The organism is Rhodopirellula maiorica SM1, assembly GCF_000346295.1.
Classification (GTDB): domain Bacteria; phylum Planctomycetota; class Planctomycetia; order Pirellulales; family Pirellulaceae; genus Novipirellula; species Novipirellula maiorica.
The window spans coordinates 1-24,498 of the sequence record NZ_ANOG01000879.1 but is presented as its reverse complement, the minus strand read 5'-3'; the positions used below and the strand labels follow the sequence as shown (position 1 = coordinate 24,498).

At 55.2% G+C, this 24,498-nt stretch carries 18 protein-coding genes and 1 pseudogene; 7 read left to right on the top strand and 12 right to left on the bottom strand.

Translation table 11 applies throughout. The features are described 5' to 3' along the window. Positions 1-145: 145 nt before the first annotated feature. Together RMSM_RS28085 and RMSM_RS28080 are read right to left on the bottom strand one after the other, a co-directional pair. Positions 146-418, bottom strand: a complete 273-nt coding sequence (locus tag RMSM_RS28085; protein ID WP_236622328.1) for a flagellar biosynthesis anti-sigma factor FlgM — start codon at positions 416-418, stop codon at positions 146-148. Between the two features lie 619 nt (positions 419-1,037). Next, positions 1,038-3,134 (bottom strand): fused MFS/spermidine synthase, encoded by a 2,097-nt coding sequence (locus RMSM_RS28080; protein WP_040769746.1) that lies wholly within the window; start codon positions 3,132-3,134, stop codon positions 1,038-1,040. A gap of 209 nt (positions 3,135-3,343) precedes the next feature. On the opposite strand from RMSM_RS28080, the gene RMSM_RS28075 reads away from it, so the two are divergent. Beyond that, a complete protein-coding gene (locus RMSM_RS28075) occupies positions 3,344-4,273 on the top strand; it encodes a cation diffusion facilitator family transporter (RefSeq protein ID WP_008705082.1) in 930 nt (309 codons plus the stop codon). Between the two features lie 1,048 nt (positions 4,274-5,321). Continuing rightward, positions 5,322-5,942, top strand: coding sequence for a hypothetical protein (locus RMSM_RS28065; protein ID WP_144058024.1), 621 nt, complete (start codon positions 5,322-5,324; stop codon positions 5,940-5,942). A gap of 662 nt (positions 5,943-6,604) precedes the next feature. On the opposite strand, the gene RMSM_RS28060 is transcribed toward RMSM_RS28065, so the two are convergent. Continuing rightward, complete coding sequence (locus tag RMSM_RS28060; protein ID WP_008705073.1) at positions 6,605-6,805, bottom strand: hypothetical protein; 201 nt, start codon at positions 6,803-6,805, stop codon at positions 6,605-6,607. A 301-nt stretch (positions 6,806-7,106) separates the two neighbouring features. Here RMSM_RS28060 and RMSM_RS28055 point away from each other — a divergent pair, with 301 nt between their 5' ends. After that, the gene (locus RMSM_RS28055) at positions 7,107-8,627 is read left to right on the top strand and encodes a hypothetical protein (protein WP_008705072.1); all 1,521 of its coding nucleotides are present in this window, start codon (positions 7,107-7,109) and stop codon (positions 8,625-8,627) included. Positions 8,628-8,801: 174 nt separating this feature from the next. On the opposite strand, the gene RMSM_RS28050 is transcribed toward RMSM_RS28055, so the two are convergent. Beyond that, the gene (locus RMSM_RS28050) at positions 8,802-10,637 is read right to left on the bottom strand and encodes a TIGR03960 family B12-binding radical SAM protein (protein WP_040769739.1); all 1,836 of its coding nucleotides are present in this window, start codon (positions 10,635-10,637) and stop codon (positions 8,802-8,804) included. Between the two features lie 124 nt (positions 10,638-10,761). On the opposite strand from RMSM_RS28050, the gene nirD reads away from it, so the two are divergent. Next, positions 10,762-11,091 (top strand): nitrite reductase small subunit NirD, encoded by a 330-nt coding sequence (nirD, locus tag RMSM_RS28045; RefSeq protein ID WP_008705069.1) that lies wholly within the window; start codon positions 10,762-10,764, stop codon positions 11,089-11,091. 215 nt (positions 11,092-11,306) lie between these two features. Here the strand turns inward: nirD and RMSM_RS28040 are convergent, their stop codons facing one another. Both RMSM_RS28040 and trpB read right to left on the bottom strand, forming a co-directional pair. After that, positions 11,307-11,990, bottom strand: coding sequence for a metal-dependent hydrolase (locus RMSM_RS28040; RefSeq protein WP_008705067.1), 684 nt, complete (start codon positions 11,988-11,990; stop codon positions 11,307-11,309). Positions 11,991-12,027: 37 nt separating this feature from the next. Next, positions 12,028-13,256: pseudogene (gene trpB, locus RMSM_RS28035) on the bottom strand (tryptophan synthase subunit beta). Positions 13,257-13,428: 172 nt separating this feature from the next. On the opposite strand from trpB, the gene RMSM_RS28030 reads away from it, so the two are divergent. Together RMSM_RS28030 and RMSM_RS28025 are read left to right on the top strand one after the other, a co-directional pair. Then, positions 13,429-14,259 carry an Fpg/Nei family DNA glycosylase gene (locus RMSM_RS28030; RefSeq protein WP_008705058.1) on the top strand — a complete coding sequence of 277 codons (831 nt, stop codon included), beginning with the start codon at positions 13,429-13,431 and terminating at the stop codon, positions 14,257-14,259. Between the two features lie 539 nt (positions 14,260-14,798). Beyond that, positions 14,799-15,845 carry a prenyltransferase/squalene oxidase repeat-containing protein gene (locus tag RMSM_RS28025; RefSeq protein ID WP_008705053.1) on the top strand — a complete coding sequence of 349 codons (1,047 nt, stop codon included), beginning with the start codon at positions 14,799-14,801 and terminating at the stop codon, positions 15,843-15,845. A gap of 147 nt (positions 15,846-15,992) precedes the next feature. Here the strand turns inward: RMSM_RS28025 and RMSM_RS28020 are convergent, their stop codons facing one another. Beyond that, entirely contained in the window at positions 15,993-17,291 is a 1,299-nt protein-coding gene (locus RMSM_RS28020) for a PQQ-binding-like beta-propeller repeat protein (protein WP_008705052.1), read from the bottom strand. Positions 17,292-17,589: 298 nt separating this feature from the next. On the opposite strand from RMSM_RS28020, the gene RMSM_RS28015 reads away from it, so the two are divergent. Next, on the top strand, positions 17,590-19,503 hold the full coding sequence (locus RMSM_RS28015; RefSeq protein WP_008705051.1) for a sulfatase-like hydrolase/transferase: 1,914 nt from the start codon (positions 17,590-17,592) through the stop codon (positions 19,501-19,503). Here the strand turns inward: RMSM_RS28015 and RMSM_RS28010 are convergent. From RMSM_RS28010 to RMSM_RS27995, 5 genes are all read right to left on the bottom strand, one after another. Beyond that, positions 19,500-20,339 carry an RDD family protein gene (locus RMSM_RS28010; RefSeq protein ID WP_008705050.1) on the bottom strand — a complete coding sequence of 280 codons (840 nt, stop codon included), beginning with the start codon at positions 20,337-20,339 and terminating at the stop codon, positions 19,500-19,502. The genes RMSM_RS28015 and RMSM_RS28010 overlap by 4 nt on opposite strands. Before the next feature lie 156 nt (positions 20,340-20,495). After that, a complete protein-coding gene (locus RMSM_RS28005; protein ID WP_236622331.1) occupies positions 20,496-21,776 on the bottom strand; it encodes an ABC transporter ATP-binding protein in 1,281 nt (426 codons plus the stop codon). After that, positions 21,667-22,446 (bottom strand): 6TM ABC transporter family protein, encoded by a 780-nt coding sequence (locus RMSM_RS43045; RefSeq protein ID WP_008705048.1) that lies wholly within the window; start codon positions 22,444-22,446, stop codon positions 21,667-21,669. The genes RMSM_RS28005 and RMSM_RS43045 overlap by 110 nt, the downstream gene beginning before the upstream one ends. A gap of 62 nt (positions 22,447-22,508) precedes the next feature. After that, on the bottom strand, positions 22,509-23,390 hold the full coding sequence (locus RMSM_RS28000; protein ID WP_008705046.1) for an ABC transporter permease: 882 nt from the start codon (positions 23,388-23,390) through the stop codon (positions 22,509-22,511). Between the two features lie 4 nt (positions 23,391-23,394). After that, positions 23,395-24,282, bottom strand: coding sequence for an ABC transporter permease (locus RMSM_RS27995; protein ID WP_008705045.1), 888 nt, complete (start codon positions 24,280-24,282; stop codon positions 23,395-23,397). Positions 24,283-24,498: the final 216 nt, after the last annotated feature.

Genomic DNA, 24,498 nt, shown 5'->3' with positions numbered 1-24,498 from the left:
AGCTCGCGGTGATCCTCCGTCAAAGAGTACACCAATTTCGCGAGCTGTTTGAATGCCCTAACACTGTCTTACCGCAAATTTTCGACTTTGACCACGCCGAATCGGTGAAAACCGAGTCGTGATCGGTCGTGCGAGTGTCAGTTCGCTATGCGAATTGGTCGAGCATCCGCTCCAAGGCGGCGTCCATCTTCTCAGGCGTGTCATAGTTGCCGCTGGCGATTTGGCGACGCAGGTCGGCGACACGGTCGACGCGGATTTCACCGCCACCGGCGATCGCACCCTCGAGCCGGTTCACACCCGACGCCGCACTGCTGATGTCGAGCTGATCCACAGGAGCTGCGGATTGCTTCGGCGTCGCTAGATTGGGGGTCGGGGATTGGGTTCGTTGTGCCCCACCTGCGTTTTGCGAGGCGGACATACGAAAAGGGCCAAAAATTTGCATAATCTGATTGCTCCCGTTTGGGACTGGTGACTCCCATCAAACCACCCGTAACTCAGTGATGAGTCGCCGTGGGTTAGTTCAATGGATGCGAAAGCGCGTGAATTGACCGGGCCTATCCAGCGAAATCTTCCTTGAGATCACTCGATTTTGACCGTTTCCGCTTCGGTCGTCAGCGCCGCTATCCTTGTCCCAGGATGCAATCCGTCGTAGCGAAAAGAGACTTTCGTCAGCGCGAATCGGGCGGAAACATTTGTTTCATCGTCCATCGACCGCGACAACTTCAGTCAATTTGATCACCGTGCGGTGCACAAATTGAATCCCAGGGACGCTGCGGAAGTTAGCAAACCCGTGAAACAACGGGCAATACCGGTTTTTCCGACTTCTTGAGCCAATCCAGAAAAGATCGAGAAAATTTTTTTCAAACCCTCAAGTTGCACACTCAAAAGTTTTGCGGGCAACTACGCACTGCCGCAAAAAATCGTTGGCCTTTAGCGTAGCCTAGGCTTCCAGCCTGGGTTGCTGCGGGCTCCAGGCTGGAAGCCTAGGCTACGTTTTGTCGTCTGAAAGTCAGGTCGGGAAACTGCTGGCGAGGTGCTTACCACAAATTCAGTACGCTAACCAAATTGTGGTGCTGATCGGTCCACAACGGCGCGTCGCGAAGTTGCTCCGGCGTTGCTGGCCGAGCCGTTTCCATCGCCGGATGGTCCCAGATCGGGTTGTCGGCATCCGCCAAAACGACCCAGCTGGAATTTCGCACGCTGATCGCATCGTCGCCGATCCCGTAAACGACCCGGCTTTCCAGCGATGCGTGCTTCGCCAACCGGTGAACCAGTGGCACAAGATCGAGATGGTTGTTGGATACATGCACGGCAAACACCCCTGCGGCCGCCAGCCGGGTGCGATACAAATCAAACGCTTCGGTTGTTAGAAGATGCGCGGGAATGGCATCGCTGCTGAACGCATCCAACACGATCAGGTCGAAACGATGGTCGTGCATCCGTTCCATCACCAACCGGCCATCGCCGAGATGGTGCCGAATTGTCGATGGACAATCGCTCATAAACGTAAAATGTTCGCTAGCGATTCGCTGGATCGCAGGATTGATTTCGATCATGTCGAATTCGTCCTCCGCACGTCCGTAGCTTGCAAGCACGCCACAGCCCAAACCGATCACGCTGGTTTTGATCGACGGCGAACGTTCTTGCAGCACCGAGATCACGCGACCGACACCGCTGTCGTAATAGTAGTAGGCGGTCGGCTGCGACGACGCGTCGCCCGGTCGCTGCATGCCATGAATCGTGCGACCATGGACCAAATGGGTTCCCTCCTCGTCGCGATGCACTCGCAAAACTCCGAAAAAGTTGCGGTCCGATGCGATTGCCGAAGCGTGGCCTTTCATCGACAGGTCAATGATCGGCAGCGCCATCACGACAGCCACTGCGATCTTGACTCGTCGAGCGGCGTTCCAGTCGTAGTCGGCCAACCGCCAACCTCGACTGGCAAAAAAGATCACGACGGATAGCGCCGAAGCAACTGACAACGCCAGCGGAAGTTCGGTGAAATTGTTGAACAGCAACGGGCAAGCGACTGCGACAATCAAACCGCCGATCGCACCGCCCGCCGAAAGTAACGCATAGTACTGAGTCAACCACCGCGCCGCGGGCTTCACGCGAGCGACCTCGCCATGACACAACAAGCACACGCCCAATAACAGCACCATATAACAGCCGGCTTCGGTCAGCAGTTGAAACGAGAAGGGCAGCAAATATTTGTTGCGGAGCGCTGCGATCGCCAAGATACTGACTAACGCAATCCATTTTGGTTTGTACCACTGTGGCGAATCAAAGCAGATGATAAAGCTGAGTAGGTACAAACTCAGTGGCAGCACCCACAAAAACGGGATCACGGCAACGTCTTGGCAGACATGATTCGTGACGACAAGCAAGAACGTCGATGCAAATGCGGGCAGCGCCACCCAAGCCAGACGATGTTGCCACGGGATTTGTGTCCGAGTGTTAGACGCGGGCGCGGATGCTGTGATGTGTTTCTCGCCACGATCGACGACGCGGAACAGCCGAATCGCAACCACGCTTTGGATCAAGACGAAACCACAAAACATCAGCGACCACACCACCGATTGATGCGATACCGACAAGAACGGTTCGACCGCAAAAGGATAGCTCAGAAGTGCCAACAGTGAACCAGCATTCGAAAGTGCGTAGAGCCGGTAAATCTTGTCGCTTGAATCTTGATAGCTAAGCCATGCTTGGATCAGTGGCCCAGTGCTAGAGAGCACAAAATAGGGCAGCCCGACGTGACATAGCAACATCCACAGCAAATAGAGTGTCGGTGATTCCGCACCCGATGGTTTCCAGGCGTCCGACGGTTCGATTGGCAAACTCAACGCCGCGGCGCTCAGCAGCAGCAAATGGATCGCACCTTGAACCGCCGGTTTAAAATAGCTTTTTAGTACGTGGGCATACAAATAACCGGCAAACAGCAGTAGCTGAAAAAACAGCATGCAGGTGGTCCAGACTGCGGGCGTGCCTCCGAACCACGGCAGCACACATTTGCTGATCACCGGTTGGACTTGGAAAACCAAAAACGCGCCAAGCAGCGTCGTCGCCGCGAACCAAAGGGTCGACAATCCGGTTTGTTCCGGTTTTGCGGTCTGAATGAGAGATTGGCTCATGGCTTCGTTTTCGCAGGCAACGATTTGGACAGGCACGGGACAGAAAATGCGGACACACGTTGCAAAAACGTAGGTCACGGTTCGCCGCTGTGGGGGGATGAATCAAGAAATTGCCCCGGTTCAATTGGAATCGTTTGACGCTACGATAAGCTTGAAAACCGGCGTTCATCGAATGTGTCGAACGTCCTCCTACCTGCGAGTCCTCGCCCTTGTCGATCACCCCCCCTCGAGACGAAGCGACCATTGCATTGCGTCAACGTGTTTACGTGGATGCGGGACGCGCGGCCGTTTGGGGATTAGGCGTGAATGTCGTCTTGGTCATCGCAAAAATGACGGGCGGGATCGTGACCGGTTCGGCCGCGCTGATTGCCGACGCTGTCAATTCGATCGGCGATGTCGCCAGCGCGCTGGCGGTACGCGGGGCGCTAAGCGTTGCTCAGCGAGAAGAGGACGACGATCATCCCTACGGTCACACCAAAGCCGAATCGATTGCCGGTTTATGTGTCGCGCTGCTTGTCGCGTTTAGTGCGGCGCTATTGGCGATCGAAACGGCAAAGCGATTTGGCGGTGAGTTGCGAGTCCCCGGATTGTTGGCCGGTGGGATTGCAGCGGTTTGTGCCTTGATCAAAGAAGTGACGTATCGGTTTACCGCCCGAGTGGCCACGCGGTTGGATTCATCGGCGCTGCGAGCGACTGCCTGGGATCATCGCAGTGACGCGCTTGGATCGGCGGCCGTCGCGGTTTCATTGTTGGTCTCTCCATACTTAGGGGATTGGGGACCCTACATCGACCCGATCGCCGCGTTGTGCGTTTGTGGCATGTTAGTGATCACCGGGATCCGGATTTTCACCAGTACCGCCCGCGAGATGATGGATCAACAGGCGGACGAGGCAACGGTGGCGCGTGCCCGCCGCGTCGCCGAAGCGGTCGCGGGTGTGTCGAATGTCGAGAAGTTGAGGGTCCGCAAAAGTGGACTCGAGTTTTTTGTCGAGATCCACGTGCAGGTTCCCGGCGAGATGTCAGTCCAAGAAGGTCACCGAATTGGTCACGATGTCAAAGACATGTTGCTAATCGAAATGCCGCGAGTCCGCGACGTCCACGTCCACATCGAACCCGACACCCACGGCGAATCGCCCTGACTCCCCCCCTCGTTCCCAGACTCCCGCCTGGTAACACTCTGCACCGCAGGCTCCCGCCTGCCGAACTAAAATAAAGTCTGTAGAGACGACCAGGCAAGAAATTCTTAATCTTAATCCCGACAGCGCAGCCGCGCTGGATAGGACAGGATCGGAGAAGATTAGGATTAAGATTAGGAATCCAGCTGTCGCAATGGGTTGCAATGTTTTCGTTCACAGGAAACGGGCAACACCCCTTTGGGAGAATCGCTACAAGTTTGTCCCGCCGCTCACAACGGCATAATTCGTGGATTCCGCCGAGACAAGCTTAGATGGATGTGGCAACGCGTCGATGTGAAACGCAGCCATGTCAGCAAACGAATCTCATCGGTCTTCCCCCATTTTTTGACCTTCAGTTTTTTAGCCTCCCGCTTGCATAGGCTTTCAAGGAGCATTTCACTGAACCGTGCGGTGACACCCAAACCGAGATACGACAGAAACATGGAAACGAAAAAATGCCATGCTCGAGTCGCGACTGTCATTCTCGCATCTCACCGCCTCTCCGATTTTTCTTTCAATCGTTTTTTCGATCGACTGCGTTGAGACAAATTTGTCTTCGCAATCGTTCTGGTTGACTACCAACTGTCTAACGTAGGAGTTGCCATTTTAACTGTGTAAGTTTCAACAGGGGACGGGGCGTAATAGGAGGATCCCTGTTAACGGAAGCCTAACTGGCATTGGCTAGCTATTCAGCGAGAGTCGACACAGGTAGACGTAACTTTCGTACACTGGGTGCATCACGGCACGCAGATAGAATTATGGTCGAACAAGTGAGGACTTTGGAGTTGTTCTGAGTTGCGTTTTGGGATGGATAGCGACACAGCTTAGTACAGGTTGGTCACCAATTCATTGATGCTGCTGTGTTGCATCTGCTGACTGCGGGAGCAACGAGTCGATGGCTATCCACTCATACGCGAAAATGATACCACCACGCAAATCTTCGCCACCACGATTGGAGTGGTTAACTGCGGTTGTTGCGCTGATCCAAATCGGGGCGACGGTTGCGATTGGTTTGTGGACGATTTTTCTGTACCTCAGCTTTGAAGCGACGGAGCGACGTATTCGACGACAGCTGGACGATATCGAACTGGGCGTTGCGGAGAGCACACGACTTAAAATATCGCATTCGTTAAAGGTCGTCGATTTGGCGATCGCTGGGGCTGGAGACAATCGTGTTTACCGCGTCACTTTTACCTATGAGGTAACAAACGACAGCCGTAGGCCTGTGGAGCTTTCATATGCGATAGTACATGCTTCGTTATCGGATATTCCCGAGATGGCTCCTGGCGACGTGATTGACCTCAAGCAGCGTGCGGGAAAGCTCAAGTGGAGGGATGTGCACAGCCAGGGCCACTACTACAAACCAAAGTGGAATGACGCACGAACAACGACCACTTCGGCGGGGGACAAACTGTTGCTTCAAAAAGGTGGCGGCGGAACCGCGTTACTTCATACTGGCGAATCGTCCGATGGGTCTGCCGATTTTCTCATTTCTGGAAAGCCAGGTGCTGTGATTACGATTAACGCTAAAATTGGTTCCAACTGTGATGAAGCCGACGCTGAGCATTGGAAAACGACACTTTTGGGCATGCTGCCAAAACCAGATCTGGACGTTCAAGGACCGACTAAATGAGCCGTCAAATCGTTGCCGCCCTGTTCCTCTTCTTTGCGATTGTAAGTGCACCTTCCATTGCCGCCGCAGGAGGATTGTTTCACCGCTGTCGATTGTTTCGATGTAACCCCGTCAATCAATGTCCCCCGCGAGTGGATTGGCATCCCTGGGTATGTCAATCATTGCACTACAATCGCTGCGTGCCGCATCCCCCACTTCCTTGCACGAATGGGTATGCGGTACCAAGCTTTCCCATCGACGGATCGGCCAGACAAGTGTTTTCCAATGAAACCCCATTCTCCTCCGTCGTCCCGCCCTACGGAACCTTCCCCTCGGCGGCGCCGCCGGACACTGGAGGGACAGCCGACACTGGAAACGATGACGAAAATCCAATAGGAGACGGAGGCCGCCAAGGCGGCTGAGCGTGAAATCGCATTGCTCCAAGCATTCGTGAGCGTCTCTCGCAAAGTGACATTGAAGAGGTGGAACACTCAGGGGACACCGTCGACTTTAGTAGAGATTTCATTTAGGACACGGATACGCATTCCGAGAACGGTGGTGTCAAAATCAAAGTATCTGGACGACTCGACTGCGAGATGGAGGTATGAGAGATAATTTCGGTTGGACGTCACGTCTAAATGACCAAAAGCCAAGCTGATTCTTGTTACGACCAGTCGATTTGGTCAAACAATTCGCGTCAGCTTTTCAAGCCGCCCCGTGTTGGTTTGTCCGATATAGCCGATGCGGCCTCGCAAGTGTTCGCGAAATGCCGGCAAAGACTCGCGGTTCTGTGAACGCCAGCCTCGGCGGATGCAGTTGGTCAGGATCGCCTTGAGTTGTTCGTACTGTTTTCGATCGGTATCGAGCCGCGTGTTCACGTTCATCCTCAATACTCGTTGCCAGCTGGTTGTCGTTTACTTCGCAGACCGAGCATTCCTTCGATTGAAAATTTAATAACGAATTCTCAATCCCGACGTGGAATACGCTAGGATATCCCGATCGTGTCCCTCGTTTCGCTCGTGTGAAATCGGAAAACTGATGTTTCCACATTGGCCATTGTTCTGCATCGGAAGCTGCCTTTGGGGGTGCCTGAGTGCGTCGATTTTATTTGCCGATCCACCTCGCATTATCACTTGCGGATGGAATGCACCGACGACCACTCAATTTGCTCGGGATGTATCCCGGATGCAATCGACTGTGTTCAGTGGCGCGGTCTTGGATATTCGCCCCGACGCGGGGATGCCTCATCCGTTTTGGTCCGCCCACAGTCGCGATGATTGGTCGTCGTTGACGTTTGATGCTGGCGTTGAGCCACTGATCAACACCGATGTCGGCAAATTGACCTCCTCGTATCTGGTGGTCAAAGCGAACCCCGGCGACGTCGATTGGCTTGACGACGAGGGCTGGGCCGCGATTGTCGATCATTGGCGTATCGCGGCACGGATCGCCAAACGCGGAAAGTTGCGAGGGTTGTTGTTTGATCCGGAACCGTACAGCGAACCCTTTCGCCAATTTCAATATTCGCGTCAGGAAGCTGCCATCGACCATCCGTTCGAAGAGTATTGTGCTGCGGCCCGAAAACGCGGTCGCGAAGTGATGACGGCGATCACCGACGAGTTTCCTGATTTGGAATTGGTGAGCTATTTCCTGATGAGCTACCTGATTCGCGATCACCGCTATCGCGGCCCCTCGCCGGTCGGGCGCTCGGATGAAGCGTGGTGTTTGGCAGGACATTCGTATGGGTTGTTGCCGGCGTTCTTGGACGGTTGGCTTGATGCATTGCCGCCAAGCGTGACTCTTTACGACGGATGTGAGTATGCGTATTGGCACAAGTCGGCTAACGATTTTGCACAAGAAGCGGACGATGTTCGTCGCCGCGGTGTGCAGTTAGTGTCGCCAGAGAATCGTGAGAAGTATGCAAAACAATTGAAAGTTGCCTTTCCGGTTTATATGGATGCGATTCACCCGGAACTGGCTGGACGTTATACCTTGGAACCCGACAACCCCGATCGTTTGGCGTTATTCCGTCGCAATCTTGCTGCGGCGATCGACCATGGTGACGGTTTGGTGTGGATTTACGGCGAGCATGGACGCTGGTGGCCTGAACCAGGCGATACGGCGCTGTGGCATAATCGCGACGTCTATCCCGAGTGGCAGACTTTGATTCCCGGCTGTGATACGGTGCTGAAACAGGTGGTTGAGGCAACGGGAACGCGACCCGTTGCAAAGCTGCAACCGTTGACATCGCTGGATCGCCGAGCCGCGACGCGAAACGATGTTTCGCTGGAGTGGTCGACTTGGCTGGACACCGGCCCGAACGCACGGACGCCCTCGGGTGACGTCAACGTCAGCGAAGATGTTGTGGTGATCCGTGGTGCCGCAGAAGCCGCGGGACTGGCGACAGTGGCGGTCGAGCCCACACAGCAATTCCGCATCTCGGTCCGCGTCCAGCAAACCGGTCGTGCTCTAACGAGTCTGGCAGTCCGGTTCAAAACGGCCGACGGCAAGTGGCTGGAATCAAACCTGCACGACGTGGTTTCGTTTCCCGAGGACGGGGCACCCGAGTCGTGGCGAGCGATTCACGCAAAGGTCACAGTGCCGGAGGACATTCACACAATGGTGGTGATTTGTTCGGCGGTCCAGCAATGGGATCTTAATGACGTGGTCCGGTTCAAGGACTTGCAAGTCGAGCGGGTGACGGAGTAATTCGGTTGAGTTATCCGAAGGGAGATGAGGTGGGCTACGATATGTTAGAAATCAACGTTAAATATTCGGGTGGTTTTTTTTTCGGCCTATACCGCAGTTACCTCTCCACCGACGAAGTTGGTGGAGAGGTAACGTAAGAATTACGCCACCAAGAATATTTGACAAGCATCGCCCCTACGTGGCGTCGGCCATGGCGGCCAATTGCACCGTTGCCCTGCCCTGCTCTTTCTCGAGATACGCACGGCCGAATTTGACGTTGACGTGGTCCCACGGCAATTTGTCCATCAATTCGTACTTGTCATGGACTTGCCGCTCGACATCGAGTCCCGCGTCCTCGATCGCGGTCCACCAACGTTCGGGATCAAGGTACTCGGTCCATCCGTCCATCCGGGCGCCACGCTCCCATGCCAAACGGACCACCTTGCCAGTGCGGCGATCACCGCGGCTGAGCACGCCTTCGAGCAAACTGGTTTCGATGTCGTGGCATTTAATGTTGATGCTTCGGATCTTGCGACGACTCCACAGATACTTGTGAGCCCATTTGAAATACTCGCGGCGCTGCATCCCGTTCCACTGGTACGGCGTATGAGCCTTAGGAACAAAGTTGGAAACCGACGCCGTCACGCGGGGGTAGCGGCCTTTGACCTGTTTACCCACCGTGGCGATCTCTTCGGCCAAATCGACGATGCCATCCAGGTCAACGGGGCGTTCGCCCGGTAAACCACACATGAAGTACAGCTTGACACTTTCGTAGTTGTTTTGGAACGCGACGCGGCAACCTTCGATCAGATCGCTGTTCTTGATCTTTTTGCGGATCTGTTCTCGCATGTCATCACGCGCCACTTCGGGTGCCAGCGTTAGCGAGCTGCGTCGATCATTGCCGATCAATTGCGGCAACGTGCGAAGTTGATCGTTCACTCGTAAACTTGGCACGCTGATGTTCACCCCCAGTGGCCGAAATACCTCGTGCAGTCGGTTAATTAGCGGTGCGAAGTGAGGGTAGTCGCTACTGGAGAGCGATAGCACACTGATTTCGTTGTAGCCGGTATTGCGATAGCTCTCGATCGCCGCGTCGACAATCGTATCAACTTCGCGGATTCGCAGCGGACGTTTGATCACGGTGCTTTGACAGAACCGGCACAGATGGGGACAGCCACGCATGATCTCGAGTGCGATTCGGTCATGCACACAATCGATATAGGGGACGATCGGCGAGGTGGGCAGCGGGATGCCATCGAGATCGCTGATCACGCTGGGGGCGATCGTCGCAGGGACGTCGTCTCGGGTGCGAGAGAGCGAAACGATGCGGTTGTTTTCGTATTCGGGTTGGTAGAATCGCGGCACATAGGCGTACGCGAGTTTCTTGGCGATTTCGGCAACCGCTTCTTCACGCTGCTCGCGTCCTTCGGCTCCGCTGGCGAACGTACCATCGTCGCGGCGATACCGCTGACGTAGTTCAACCCACAGGTCACAGATCTCGGGCAACGCCGGTTCGCCATCACCCATGATCATGACATCAAAATAGTCGGCCATCGGTTCAGGGTTTTGGCAGCAAGGGCCGCCGGCGACCAATAGCGGGTCGGCCATCGTGCGATCGACCGATTCGAGCGGAATTCCGCCCAAATCGATCATCGTCAGCACATTGGGCGAGCTGATTTCGTACTGCAGACTCAGCCCGATCACGTCGAAATCGGAAAGTGCGGTGAAGGTTTCGAGCGAATAGAGCGGGATTTCGTGTTTTCGCAGCAGCGCCTCCATGTCCGGCCACGGCGTAAAAACGCGTTCGGCGCACCAATCATCGCGGCGATTCATCAACGAATACAGGACTTGCAGCCCATGATGGCTCATTCCGATCGTGTAGGCATCGGGAAACCCCAGACACAATCGGCCTCGCAATTGCTGGTGATCCTTGACGACAATGTTGCGTTCCCCCCCAACGTACTGGGCAGGTGTCTGAACATGCGGCCACACCCGGGACTCTAGTAATCGGCGGCGCTTTTGATTGATCATGGTCGCTGAATTCCAATGGTTGTCAGGTAGGGGGATCGCTGCTTCATCGTTAAAGTAGATGCCATATCGAAAAGCGGATTATCGGGCTCAATTTAAAACCATAACAAAATATGAGGATATTTGCGTGAGCGATTTTGAAACGGTGGGCAAGGTCAGTGATTTTGAAGAAGGTGTCGGACGAGCAGTTCCGGTGGATAACCGGATGGTTGCGGTCTTTCGTAAAGGAGACGAGTGGTACGCGATTGACGACCTTTGTCCCCACATGGGTGCCTCGTTGGCCGAAGGTCATGTCGATCCGGAAACCGACGTGGTGACTTGCCCCTGGCACGCATGGCGATTCTGTATTCACGATGGAACGTGGGAGGATAACCCGCGAGTGAAAGTCGATTGCTTCGAAGTCAGAGTGGTTGGCGATGACGTCCAAGTTCGCGAGAAAGAAGCCTCCTCGGAATAATGTCGCTGATCGCTCCGCGATCTTTGCGTTTTCAGGTAGCGGACCCTAATTCCTAGCTGTAACGCAGCATTAAGCACCTCGACAGAAGTCTTTCGGCATAATTTCTCAGAGCGGCGAAGCTGCAAAACGTAGCCTAGGCTTCCAGCCTGGGGACTTCATCGAACCCAGGCTGGAAGCCTAGGCTACGCTAAGCCCAATCCGTTATGCGGAGGTGCTTACACCGTAAAACTCTCGCCCACTGCCAACACCACGGGGATCGCATCGGTTTCGCTGCTGATGCGTTTCGCCCACTCTTCGGCATCTTGTTCAATCGGAGGCCAGGTGTTGTAGTGCGTCGGCAGCACACATTTCGGCTCGATCAAGATCGTGGCTTCGATGCTGTCGTCGATGCCCATCGTAAACAGGTCTCCGATCGGTAGCACCGCGACATCGACTTGGTGTGCATACAATCGCATGTCGGTAAACAACGCGGTATCGCAGGCAAAGTAGATGCGTTTGCCATCGATTTCCAGCACGAAACCTGCAGGATTGCCGCCGTACGATCCGTCGGGCAATTGGCTGCTATGCAGTGCCGGCACCATTTTTACGGTGCCAAACGGCAGCTGTGTTTTGCCGCCCAAATTCATCCCCACTGTGGATTGCACTTGGTGCTTTTCCGCAAACCACTGGGCGATCTCGAAAATCGCCACCACGGTACTGTCGTCGCGATTGGCAATCGCAGCCACATCGGCAACATGATCAAAGTGGCCATGAGAAACCAGAATATGGCTGATGTCGCGGTGGTCATCGGCCGACGATTGAGCTGCGGGATTGTCGCTGAAAAAAGGATCCAGCAGGATGCGATTTTCGTCGGTTTCAATCAACCAGCTAGCGTGGGATAGCCAAGTCAGTTTTAACATCAGGAATCTCGCTGAAAGTCTAGGGAAACGAAGCGGGTTACCAGGTTTCGCCGCGGAGACGGGCGATTTCCATGGCGTCTTTGTCACCGCGGCCGGACAAACAGACGACGAGATGTTGGTCGGGTTTCATTTCGGCCGCCAACGTCATCGCTCTAGCGACGGCGTGGCTCGATTCGAGTGCGGCGATGATCCCTTCAGTGCGGGCCAATTGGTCAAACGCTTTCATCGCAGCATCGTCGGTGCATTCCAGATAGTCGACTCGCTTGGTGTCTTTCCAATAGCTATGCTCGGGACCGACACCGGGGTAATCCAAACCGGCACTCATCGAATGAACGTCGCAGGTTTGACCATCGTCGTCTTGCATGACGTAACTGAAGCTGCCGTGCAGGACACCTGGGCTGCCATAGGTCAACGGGGACGCGTGGTCGCCAGGCGCGGTGCCGCGTCCGCCGGCTTCGACACCGACCATGCGAACGCCGTCGTCTTCGACAAACGGATAAAACATCCCTGCTGCGTTGCTGCCGCCGCCGACACAGGCGACGACGCAATCAGGCAGTCGCTCAAACGAATCGCGACATTGTTCACGCGTTTCGCGGCCGATCACCGATTGGAAATCGCGTACCATCATCGGAAACGGGTGCGGTCCGATGACACTGCCGATGATGTAATGCGTGTTTTCGACCGATGCCATCCAATCTCGCATCGCTTCGTTAACGGCGTCACGAAGCGTCTTGGAACCACTTTCGACAGGACAGATTTCGGCACCGAGCAGCTTCATGCTGAACACGTTCGGTTTTTGCCGGCGAATATCTTCGCTGCCCATATAGACGGTACACGGCAAACCAAAGTGGGCGCATGCGGTGGCGCTGGCGACGCCATGTTGGCCCGCTCCGGTTTCGGCGATCACCCGCGTTTTTGCCCATCCGCAGCGTCAGCAGGGCTTGGCCAATCGTGTTGTTAATCTTGTGAGCACCGGTGTGGTTTAGATCTTCGCGTTTTGAGCCAGATTTGGGCACCGCCGACCGACTTGGTCAGTCGTTTAGCGTGATAGAGGGGGCTGGGGCGACCGACGAACGTTTTTAGCAGCGATGTCAATTCGCGTTGAAACTCGGGATCTTTCTTGGCTTTGTCGTACTCTTCGGCGAGTTGATCCAACGCACGGGTCAGCGTTTCAGGAACAAAGCGTCCGCCGAAATCACCAAAACGCCCGCGAATATCGGGAACCGACGCGGTGGCGTGGGGGGCTGCGGCTTCTTCCAGGCTCATATTGGGTCTCTAAACAGGATCTTTGAACGGGATCTTCGAGCGGGGGCTCTCAAATTAGCAATCAGTTTTCGTTAAGATTGTCGCCCGAGGTCAATCGATGGTCAATGCAGCGATCACGCGTCAAAAGAGAATCTGTGCCTGAACTACCCGAAGTCGAAACCATGCGCCGGGGGTGTTGCCGATTGTCGGCAGCCGGATCGATGCGGTGATCCGGCCGCCGTGCGAACGCAAACCGATTTTGATGACGCCGCGAATTGATGCGTTTGATCGTCGGCTCCGCAGAAAGCATATCGTTGACGTCGATCGCCGCGGCAAACGGGTGATGCTGCGGATCGAAGACCAGCAAACCATTGTGATCGAGCCTCGGATGACCGGTTTGGTGTTGTTGGCGGATCCGCCGACTCTAGAGCATCTGCGGCTGCGAATCACGTTGACCGGGCCTGCGGCAGACCAATTGTTATTTTGGGATCGCCGCGGTCTGGGAACAGTCCGCTTGTTGACGCCCAAACAAGTCGAAACGCTTGTCGATGCTAAGTTGGGCGTCGACGCACTTTCGATCACGGCAGAACAATTGAAGGCGAAATTAGGCAAGAGCCAACGGGCCATCAAAGTCGCGTTGCTGGATCAAGCGGTGGTCGCAGGAGTGGGGAATTTGTATGCCGCCGAGTTGCTGTTTTTTGCCGGCATCGATCCTCGTACTCGCTGTGATCGGCTGACCGTGGCTCAATGGCAGCGAATTGAATCGGCAATGCGTCATGTTTTAGAGGAAGCGATTCGGTACGAGGGCAGCACTTTGGGGGATGGGACCTACCGCAATGCACTCAATGGCGAAGGGGGCTACCAGGCTCATCATCAGGTCTACGCCCGCGCTGACGCCCCCTGCCCCCGCTGTTACGACGGTGTGATCCGGCGAATCGTCCAGGCCCAACGGAGCACCTTTTTCTGCCCCGTTTGCCAGCAAAAACGCGGGCTACACCGCCTCGTCGTCCCCCTAAGTAGCTAGGCAGGAATCGTTGGGTGAAATCCCGTTAGCCGTTTGGGCGAACGCTGTGAAGCATTTTTTCGTATAGGAAAACGCGAATTTACTGTAGCGAAAGTCGCAGAGACTTTCGGCCGTGCGAGTAAAACCGAAACTCTCTGCGAGTTTCGCTACGAAGAAATGCTTCACAGCGTTGCGTTTGGGCGCTAGCGAGCTGTTGATTTAATGAGCCGCTCGCGCGTCAGCGGTCGGGTTCCACGCGTTACCCGGTGCCTTACGGCCCTCGGCTCACCAATGCGATTTGCTTTTCGATTAAATCAACGAGCCGCTAGCGGCTAATCTACGGAAAGCCCCCTGCCTAGCTGCTTTGACGACTAAAAAGCACGCTTTTGTCTAATCACCCCCGTAGCGAAAGTCGCCAAGACTTTCGTCCCGCCTCCGTTTCGGCGAATAATTGAGGTTGCGGTTCGTCGTTGAGAGCCGAATCGCTAGAATGAAGGACGTGAGCTAAATCGCAACTGCCGATGCTCGAGTTCGACCCTTAAAACGTCACCGATATTGTTATGACGCAAAAAACATCACGCCGAGACTGGCTTCGTACTGCTGCGGTTCTGTCGGTTGCCGGATCCACGGCGGCGAGTTCGCGGACCGCGTATGCTGCCCGTGATCCACGCTGGAACGACACGATCACCAAGGGGCTCAATTGGCTCAGCCGGACGCAGTCCTCTCGCGGACAGTGGAACACGCAGGCTTATCCCACGGCGCTTGCGGCGTTGGCGGGGACCGCGATGATCGGCAGCGGATCGACAACGACGCAGGGGCCGTACGCCAAAGAGATTGCTCGAGCGGCCGACTATTTGATCAGCAAAAGCCGCGATAATGGTTTGATCGGCGATCCTCAGTCCGATCCTCGCTACACCTACGGGCACGGCTTTTCGATGCTGTTTTTGTCACAGGTGCTCGGCGAAGAAGGGTTACTGGATCGACGCGAAGAATTGGTCGAGGTGCTAACCAAGGCGGTGGAGTTCAGCGGCAATGCCCAAACGGCTGCGGGCGGCTGGGGCTACGTCTCGGCTCGTGAGGGGAATGATTTTGACGAAGGCTCGACCACGATCACTCAGGTTCAAGGACTTCGCGGTTGCCGCAATGCCGGAATTCCTGTCAGCGCCGAGGTGATCACGAAAGCGAAAGAATATATTTACGAATGCAAAAACCCCGATGGCGGGATCAGCTATAGCAGTCGTCAAAAGGGCAGCAGCCGACCGGCGATTACCGCCGCTGCATTGGCCGCGCTCTACAACGCCGGCGATTACGACAGCGAGCATGTTCCCGAGATGCTCACCTACGCCAAGGAATCACTGCATGATATCAGCGATTCCACCCGCGCCTTTGGTCATTGGCACTACACGTATTTGTATTACAGCCAAGTGGTGTATCGCCAAGGCGACGAGTTATGGACGACGTTCCGCGATCGCTTGTACGACCGCATCGTTAGCGAACAGCGACCGGACGGTTTTTGGGAAGGCCAAATTCATCCGGTTTACGTGACCGCATGCAACTTGATCATGCTGCAATTGGATCGCGGCTACCTGCCGATTTATCAGCGGTAAAATGTGGGATAGGCTTCCAGCCTGTCTTTGTTCCGAGTAGCGAAAGTCGCGAAGACTTTCGGCGACCCTGGCTGTTACCGAAACTCTAGGCGAGTTTCGCTACGAAAAAATTTATATGCGATAACAGGCTGGGAAACCTATCCCACTTTAGCGGGCGATGTCGAAGGCGAAGATCAAGTCCTGGTCGCGGATGATCAACATCTGGTCAGCGACCACCGGATGCGCCCAGATCGCTCCCTTGTCACGTGGCAGTTCGGTTTCGCGTGGCAGCGTCAACGTTCCCTTGGGCTTCCACTCGATGCGATTCGGTTCGACCAAGACGACCGATCCCTCTTCGTCGTTGTAGCAATACAGCATTCCGTCGGCAAAGCAAATCGATCCGCTGCGATTGGGGCGCATTCGATGCTCCCACAGCGTTTCGCCGCTCTCCAAGTCTTGCGCCATCCACATCCCGCCGTTTGCTTTGGTGCATCCGTAAATCACGCCTTCGTGCAGCACCACGCCGCCGTGATGGTTCATCATCGATTTGCCAGCCAAGTGGTAAACCGATTCGGCAGTGATCTTGTCGCCATCGGCTTTTAATTTCAGCAGCGTGTTGCCAGCCCCATAATCGCTGGTGTGATACAGCAGGTTTTCCGACACCACGGGGGTGGGGATCACGGCGACGTCATTGCCTGTGGTCGAGTCGCTGAAGATTTGCTTTCCCGATTTGGTATCCACCGCAAACAGTCCCGGTTTACTGGCGGTCACGTAAAACGGATTGCCACCCACATCGCCTTTGATGATCGAACCGTATTGTGCGGGAGCGTTGATGCCTTGGCTGCTCCACACTTTTTCGCCAGTTTTGCGATCCAGTGCGATCATAAAGTTAGCTTCGCCTGGCGTGACCACAACGCGATCCCCGTCAACCAGTGGTGATTCGGCATAGCCCCACTTCGGGATGCTGCCACCGTGATCACTGACGAAATTGGTCGTCCATTGGACTTTGCCATCCGCTTTGGAAAGTGCCGCGAGTTGTCCGATATCGCTAAGCACAAAAACTTGATCACCATCAACGGTCGGCGTGCTGCGTGGTCCGCCACCCCAGCCGTGGTTGTAATCCTCGTCGGTGCTGGCGCGAGCGACTTCGGTTTTCCAGATCTTTTCGCCGGTCTTTGTGTTTAAGCAGATTGCGTAACACTTCTCGTTGTCACTTCCCATCGTATAGAGCCGTCCATCGACGACCGCTACGGCCGAGTAGCCGCGTCCTGCGTTGGTGAATGACCATCGAAGTTGGGGGGCAGCGTCTTCCCAGGACTTTTTCAACGCTTGGGGAGCCGCGTGGCCGTCACGGTTTGGGCCTCGCCATTGAGGCCAGTCGGCATCGCCGGCGACCGCGAAAGAGCTCAACAGCAGACTGGAAGCCCCGAGCAATGAAACGCAAGCAATTTTGACAATAGACTTCATGGGTAGGGTCGAGCTTTGCAGGAAGGATTTTGGGGGTGGGTGTCGAGAGTGCCACTATACCAAACCTCAACACAGCTGGACCAGAGATGATCTTGGCATGTTGGGCCGGTGACTTGGTAAATGCGACTTGGCATATGCGGGGGGCGAGTTGTTGCTCCGTGCTTCGATTTCTAGAGTGGGCCATCGAATTTGTGAGTCTAGCGGCATCGTGGTGGGCGATCGAGTATCGTGGAGAGCTGTTTCCGCGGTGCGTCTTATTACTTGCGGCAACTCCACCCGCCTCTTTCCCCAACTCAACATGCGAGCTCCATTGATGCAAAACCGAATTTGTCTCAGCGTGATGGGAGTGTTCCTTTTTGGGATCGCCGCCGCTGCCGAAGCTCAAACGACACGGCCCAATGTGATCTACATCATGGCTGATGAACTCGGCTACTTTGAGCCTTCGTTTATGGGCAACCCGATCATTCAAACGCCCAACATCGACCGCATGGCGGCCGAAGGCATTCGTTTCACTCAAGGGTTGGCGGGATCGTCGGTGTGCGCTCCGACTCGCTGCTGTTTCTTGACAGGAAAGCACAGCGGTCATACGTCGGTGCGGTCCAATGGCGGCGGAACACCGCTACGAGCGGACGAGGAAACGATCGCATCGATGTTAAAACCACTCGGTTACGCTACGGGCGGATTTGGAAAATGGGGATGCGGAGGCCGTGGATCCACCGGCGTGCCAGAGAAACACGGGTTCGATGTGTTTGTGGGCTACTACGATCAAGTTCACGCGCACTCGTATTATCCGCCTTACATTCTGCGAAACAGCGAAGAAATGCCGCTGGCCGGGAACCACGGCAACAGCAACGGTGACACCTATTCGCACTACGTGATCATGGACGAGGCGACGAAGTTCATTCGCGAACATCAGGACCAGCCTTTCTTCGCCTACCTGCCTGTCACTCCACCGCATGGCATTTTCGATATTCCCGATGACGATCCCGCGTGGGCCATTTACAAGGACCTCGCGTTGCCCGAACAAGCAAAGCGTTACGCCGCGATGGTCACGATGTTGGATCGCCAAGTCGGCGAGGTTCTCAGACTCGTTAAAGAATTGGGGCTCGAAGAAAACACGCTGGTGTTCTTCAGTGGCGACAATGGCGGCGCGGACTATTTTGCGTCGAAAGAACAGCCACGTGGCGTTCATGGAGCGAACAAACATCCGACCACCGGAGTCGAGTTTCGTGGCAAGAAAGGAAAACTGTATGAAGGTGGTTTACGGATTCCCGCGATCGCACGTTGGCCAGGCAAAATCGAGCCCGGCACGGTCAGTGATCTGCTGTGGTACTTTCCCGATATCCTGCCGACGATTGCCGAGGTGACCGGCGCAACCGCTCCGGCTGATATCGATGGCATTAGTATCTTGCCCGAATTGATCGGTGAATCCGCCGCGGGGCATCCGCAGGCGAAGCATGAGTACCTGTATTGGGAAATTAGCGGTCAGACCGCAGTTCGGATGGGCAATTGGAAAGCGATCCAACCCAAAAAAGACGCCGACTGGGAACTGTATGATCTGGATCGCGACGTCAGCGAGTCGATGCATGTCGCCCAGGCGAACCCAAGTGTACTTGCCAAGTTGAAGGGGTTTGCCGAACAAGCTCATACACCCGTAGTGGAAGGAACCTTCGAGTCCAGGGAGCTGCACGAGCGAGATCGTGCGGCAAAATTTGGAGGCAAGCCGCCAGTAAAGAAGACTCGCAAAAATAAATCCGCGATGAAGATGCCGACCAAGGGGATGTTGTCCAACAAGGATTGGAGCGTGGTGCGATTTAGCAGCGAGAACACGGGAAACCACAAATTCGCTCGCAATGCCATCGACGGCGATCCCGAGACGCTTTGGCACACCAAGTTCAGTGGCGGGATCACGCCGCCGCCGCATGAATTGGTGATCGATTTAGGCGCGGTGCACCGAATTGAAGGCTTTGTCTATCTGGCGCGGCAGGACGGCGGATGGAACGGAGCGATCAAGAACATCGAGTTCTGTGTCAGTGATACTGCGGACCATTTCGCCGATCCCGTCGTCACGACCGAGCTCTCCAAGACGCGAGCCCCGCAGACGATTCCATGTGAACCGGTCTCGGGGCGTTACGTCTTGCTGCGAGCCACGTCGGAACAGGGCGGCCGCGAGTTCGCGACGGTGGCCGAGTTGGGCGTGATCGGCAATTAAGCTTCGACGACAAGAGTCTGGGCGAGCTTGTCGTGCAGTGTTTCGTGGTTCTCGGAGAACAAGAAAACGATATCGGCCAACGCGATGAGCCCGCCAATGATCGGAATTCCTGTGATCGCGCCAAAGACAAGGTTGCGGATCAGCACTCCGTGCAGAAAACCGACTTGAATGCCGGTATCCTTGTTGACCATGCGTGTTTTGGCCACTTTTTTGCCCACACTTTGTCCCGATTTCGAGATCAACACCATGTTGATCACAAACGGTACCATGGCAACGCAGGCACAGACGAGCAGGATGATGACGCTAATTCCCGCTGCAGCTTGTTGGCCGGCGGCGTCCGCAGCGGGAGCCAAAAGCCCGACAAGTACTGACGCGGCAATAACTCCGGACATGTTAAATAAGCCATCAAGCAACGCGCCGCCGATGCGTTGTCCGATACTCGCAATCTTCCCGCTACTTTGCGAAGGCATCGCTCCGCCGGCATGAGCTCCGCCGGTACCAATCGCGTACGGGTTGACCGGACTTGGGGCGCTGCCGCCGCCAGGACGCTGAACCGGCAAGACCGGTTGTTTCAAGTCGTCATCGGTCAAGTCGTCAAACATCGCCGGATCAAAATCGCCCGCTGAGGGGCCAGCCGGTTGCGGGGCGCGACGCTGTGCAGCAGGTTGTTGTGCGACCGGCGCTCGGTTGGGGGTCGCCGCTGCGGCGGCTGCGGCCGGTTTCGCTGCACCGCCAGGGGCACGTAACTGCTTTCCACACGGACACTTAACAACTTTTCCCGCAGCGGATTCCGGGATGTTCAAGACCGCTGAACAAGCGGGGCATTTGATTTTCATGTGCAGAAAGATGGGGCGAACAAGGGACAAATGAAATGCAAAGACGCGGTGCCGCCGGTAAAGCGAGCACGCATTTCAAACCCGTGTCGCAAAAGGGCGGCACTGTATCTTAGTTCATTTTTACCAACGTGGGGGCTGTCGTGATGAAGATGGAAATCAAGAGGACGTGATTGCAGGGACCGTTTCGTTCATCTGCAGATAGATCATGTCGCGATAGTGGCCCACCCGGCTCAGCAATTGTTCGTGCGTTCCCACGTCGGCGATCCGGCCGTCTTCGAGCACGACGATCTTGTCGGCTCCCACAATTGTGCTCAATCGGTGAGCGATCACGAACGCTGTGCGGCCCTTCAGCAGATCGGCAAGACTGTGCTGGATCAACCGCTCGCTTTCGCTGTCCAAATTGCTGGTTGCTTCATCGAGAATCAAGATCCGCGGATCGGCCAGGATTGCTCGGGCGATCGCCAAACGTTGACGTTGGCCTCCAGAGAGTTTGACGCCCCGTTCGCCGATGATCGAATCGTAGCCGTTGGGCAAGGCGTTAATAAACTCGTCCGCAGCGGCGGCCCGAGCAGCTTCGGCGATCTGCAAATCGGTCGCGTTACGTCGGGCATAGGCAATATTCTCGCGAATCGTGCCATCGAACATAAACACATCCTGTTCGACGATCCCCAGCAGCCTGCGATAGCTCTCCAATTGGATGTCTTTCAAATCGCGACCGTCGATCTGAATCGATCCCGTGTCGGGATCATAGAACCGCGCGATCAAGTTGGTCAGCGTTGTCTTGCCCGCACCGCTGCGTCCGACCAACGCCACGGTTTCACCGGCATTGACCTCCAGCGAGATGTCTTTCAACACCATGGTGTCCGAACCAGGGTACGAGAATGAGACATTGGTGATGGAAATCTTTCCCTCGACGCGATTTCGATCCAGCGTGACGGCCTCGACACGACTTGGCAGTTCCTCTTCGATCTCGAGAACATCCAACACACGATCGAGACCCGCTAGATTGTTTTGGAAGCCGACCGCACTGCCGGCCAAGGTCGCCAACGGGTCAAGCAGCATGGTCAAATAAACCAGGAACATCATCAAATCACCGAGCGTCAATTCGGACTGGATGATTTGATAACCGCCATACAAAAGCAATCCAGTCGACGCCAATGGGATGATGACTTCCCAAACCGTTTCGATGATCCGCGTCCACCACCATGTGAACAATTGTTGACGCACCAGGAAGCTGCCTTCGCGGACAAAACGCGACGATTCACTGCGGCTTCGCGCGAAGGTCCGCACTACTCGGATGCCACCGAATGTCTCGGTCGCCCCGGCATCAATCTTTTGCCGCTGCATGCGGATGTCTTTGTACAGCGGACGGATGCGGTTGATCCAAGTGCGATGGGTGACCCACACCACCGGCAGCAATAACAATCCGCCAAGCATCAATTTCCAATCGACCAGCATCAAGATCACGAGGCTGCCGATGAATTGCACGATCGCCCGCCATGGGTTGTACAGAATGCTGAAAATCAGCTCGGCCAACCCCCCCGGCGTCTTCGCGAATCAGACTCGCCACTCCGCCGCTCTTCATGTCGTAAACGTTTTGCAGTGGTAGCCGAATCGCATGGTCAAACACACGGCGGCGAATGCCAACTTGGGCTTGATTGACTGCTTTGGTTGCGATCCAGCGGCTCGTCAGATGAGCGATCGTGGCCAAGATCGTGACGACCGTGACACCCCCAGCGATCGCCAGTAGCAGCGAAAACGGTTCGGTCGGGAACCCCAAGCCGGCGGCCCAATCGGGTAGCGGTTTGCGGGGCGTCGAAAGCGCCGAGTCGATGGCCAATTTTGTCCCAACAGGTGGGATCAGCCGTAACACAATTCCGACCGTCAGCAATCCGATCGCTCCGGCGATTTGCCGGTGATAGCTGCTGGTCAGCCGGATGAATTCGCGAAACAGTTCCCAGAATCCCCGCTCGCGTGTGCCGAGTTTGCGGGCACTCCGACCCGAGCCATGGTAAGAATGGCTCTCAGGTGACTTGGCACGCGAATTTCGCTGACGAATTTTTTCGCGGTAACTGGAAAAACGGCTGCGGCTTGGCTCGGTAGGCATACCGTATTGGTAGTCAGAACGAGCAGAATTGGCAACGGGCCTGGATGGGGGCGAGCCACTGGTTATGAGCTGGCACTGCGGTAGCTCAACAGCGCCTTTTTGAACACCCAGCGGCTTAGCACCACGCTCAGCACCGTGGCGCCCACGGCCCACACCACCAACATCGACTCCCAATCGGTTCGCGGTTGGATTGGTTTGGCCAACAATCTTGCTGGCACATTGACCACCAACAATACCGGAATCACAAACGTAAAGAATCCGTACAGCGGGGTTCCCCACCCACGATTATAGATTTCCATCGGATAGCGGCTGAAATTGGTGATGTAGAACCAAAAATTGTAAAGCGTTTGGTTTCGCCCCAACCAAATACTCGTCGCACTCAACGAGATCATCAAGCTATACATGATCGCCACCCCGCAGCCGATAAACACGACGTACAACACCGCCGAGATCAACGTCGGGACCATCGGATCGACTTCACGCGTAGCAAGTGAATAGAGCGCTGCAACCAAAATGACCAGGCCGGCTGCGAAATTCGACAGCGCACTCCAATCGATCCGCCGAAACGAGATTAGAAATTGAGTGTCGATCGGTTTTAATAGTGCAAAGTCCAATCCGCCGGTACGAATCAGCTCGCTGAATTCCTCGGCGTTGGGCATGAAAAACGCTTGCACCAAGCTGTTGATAAACCAAGTGGTCGCCAGGAAGACAAAGAACTTGTCGCGGTCCCACCCGGATCCTTCGCCAATCGTATTGGTGTACTGGAAAATGATCAGATAAAAGCCGACGTTCATCAGTGTCCAGCCGACACTGCTGATGCACTGCAAAAAGAAATTCATGCGGAACGTCATGTCACGCACGAGCGAATTCCGTGCAAACGTCAGGAACACTTTCCAATAGTTTGGGCCGTGCTTTGGATTTTCCTCCGCGATTTGCGTTGCCATAATCTTAGCCTCCATATCCGCTGTAACGTTTCATGCCACGGGAATAAGCGAACCGGCATACGACGATGAAGAACACGAGCCAAGCGAATTGAATGCCCAGTTCCATTGGCAAGGCGTCCGGTTCAACTTTGCCTAAGAAAATTGCCGCCGGGAAATACGCCAAATACTTGAACGGCAGAAACTGGACAAACGGTTCGATGCTGTCGGGCAGCAACGTCAGCGGAAACATGTGGCCTGACAAAAAGAAACTGAACAACATAAACACAAACAGCAGCGAAGAAACCTCGAGAAACCAAAAGCCGATCATCCCAATCGAAGCTTCCATGAAGAAACCGATCAAAAAGCCCATGATCAGCGAGGCTGAGAAAGCGGCAAACACAGATAACGATGGCCAACCATCCACGAAATAATCGCGGCACAGGAAAAACACCAAGGCAAACGGGGCGATCGCGACGACGTAATAAGTCAACTTGTGAGCGATTCGCGTCAATAACAAGAAACCAATCAAATCAATCGGTTGAATCAGATAGCGTTTGATCTCGCCGTCACGGATCTGTTGTGCGATTCCAGAAGCCAAAGTGGGCATGCTGGAAAACGCCCGGGCAACCATCGTCAGCAAGTAATAGGCAATGATTTCTCGGAAGCCAAATTTGCCGATCGTTACCTCTTCGCCGTCCGTGCTCGCGCCGATCGATTCAAACACCGCATACCACAAGAAAATTTGCGTGATGATCGGCAGAAACCGCATCAGCGTTCCGAGCGCGAAGTCGCCTCGATAAACCAGACGCTCTTCCAAAGCCGTGCGCAGAATCACCCACCAAGTCGACAAACGCCATCCCAAACCGCGGTTGTAATGCGGTGGGCTCCATCTTTCTTCGGCGGTGGTGGACATTGAAAATCGTAGGGTGTGGGGAGACGGCGAGCAGGGCAATGCAAAAATGTCAATCGGACGGCCTATCCTACCCAAGCGGCCGCAAGAAAATAAGGGCGACAAATTTGGTTCCGTCCCCTCCCCCGGCGGGTGTCAATGTCGTTGATCGCTCCGCGATCAAAACGTGCATCAACGTTGTAGGTTGCGGATTAGATAAGCCGTTTTTTTCTCGGTTCG

What these genes read in the sequence shown, in the direction of transcription:
- RMSM_RS28085 (WP_236622328.1), bottom strand. Translation starts at nt 418, where the DNA reads ATGTCCGCCTCGCAAAACGCAGGTGGGGCACAACGAACCCAATCCCCG.
- RMSM_RS28080 (WP_040769746.1), bottom strand. Translation starts at nt 3,134, where the DNA reads ATGAGCCAATCTCTCATTCAGACCGCAAAACCGGAACAAACCGGATTG.
- RMSM_RS28060 (WP_008705073.1), bottom strand. Translation starts at nt 6,805, where the DNA reads ATGAACGTGAACACGCGGCTCGATACCGATCGAAAACAGTACGAACAA.
- RMSM_RS28055 (WP_008705072.1), top strand. Translation starts at nt 7,107, where the DNA reads ATGCAATCGACTGTGTTCAGTGGCGCGGTCTTGGATATTCGCCCCGAC.
- RMSM_RS28050 (WP_040769739.1), bottom strand. Translation starts at nt 10,637, where the DNA reads ATGATCAATCAAAAGCGCCGCCGATTACTAGAGTCCCGGGTGTGGCCG.
- RMSM_RS28040 (WP_008705067.1), bottom strand. Translation starts at nt 11,990, where the DNA reads ATGTTAAAACTGACTTGGCTATCCCACGCTAGCTGGTTGATTGAAACC.
- RMSM_RS28025 (WP_008705053.1), top strand. Translation starts at nt 14,799, where the DNA reads ATGACGCAAAAAACATCACGCCGAGACTGGCTTCGTACTGCTGCGGTT.
- RMSM_RS28020 (WP_008705052.1), bottom strand. Translation starts at nt 17,291, where the DNA reads ATGAAGTCTATTGTCAAAATTGCTTGCGTTTCATTGCTCGGGGCTTCC.
- RMSM_RS28015 (WP_008705051.1), top strand. Translation starts at nt 17,590, where the DNA reads ATGCGAGCTCCATTGATGCAAAACCGAATTTGTCTCAGCGTGATGGGA.
- RMSM_RS28010 (WP_008705050.1), bottom strand. Translation starts at nt 20,339, where the DNA reads ATGAAAATCAAATGCCCCGCTTGTTCAGCGGTCTTGAACATCCCGGAA.
- RMSM_RS28005 (WP_236622331.1), bottom strand. Translation starts at nt 21,776, where the DNA reads ATGCTTGGCGGATTGTTATTGCTGCCGGTGGTGTGGGTCACCCATCGC.
- RMSM_RS43045 (WP_008705048.1), bottom strand. Translation starts at nt 22,446, where the DNA reads ATGCCTACCGAGCCAAGCCGCAGCCGTTTTTCCAGTTACCGCGAAAAA.
- RMSM_RS28000 (WP_008705046.1), bottom strand. Translation starts at nt 23,390, where the DNA reads ATGGCAACGCAAATCGCGGAGGAAAATCCAAAGCACGGCCCAAACTAT.
- RMSM_RS27995 (WP_008705045.1), bottom strand. Translation starts at nt 24,282, where the DNA reads ATGTCCACCACCGCCGAAGAAAGATGGAGCCCACCGCATTACAACCGC.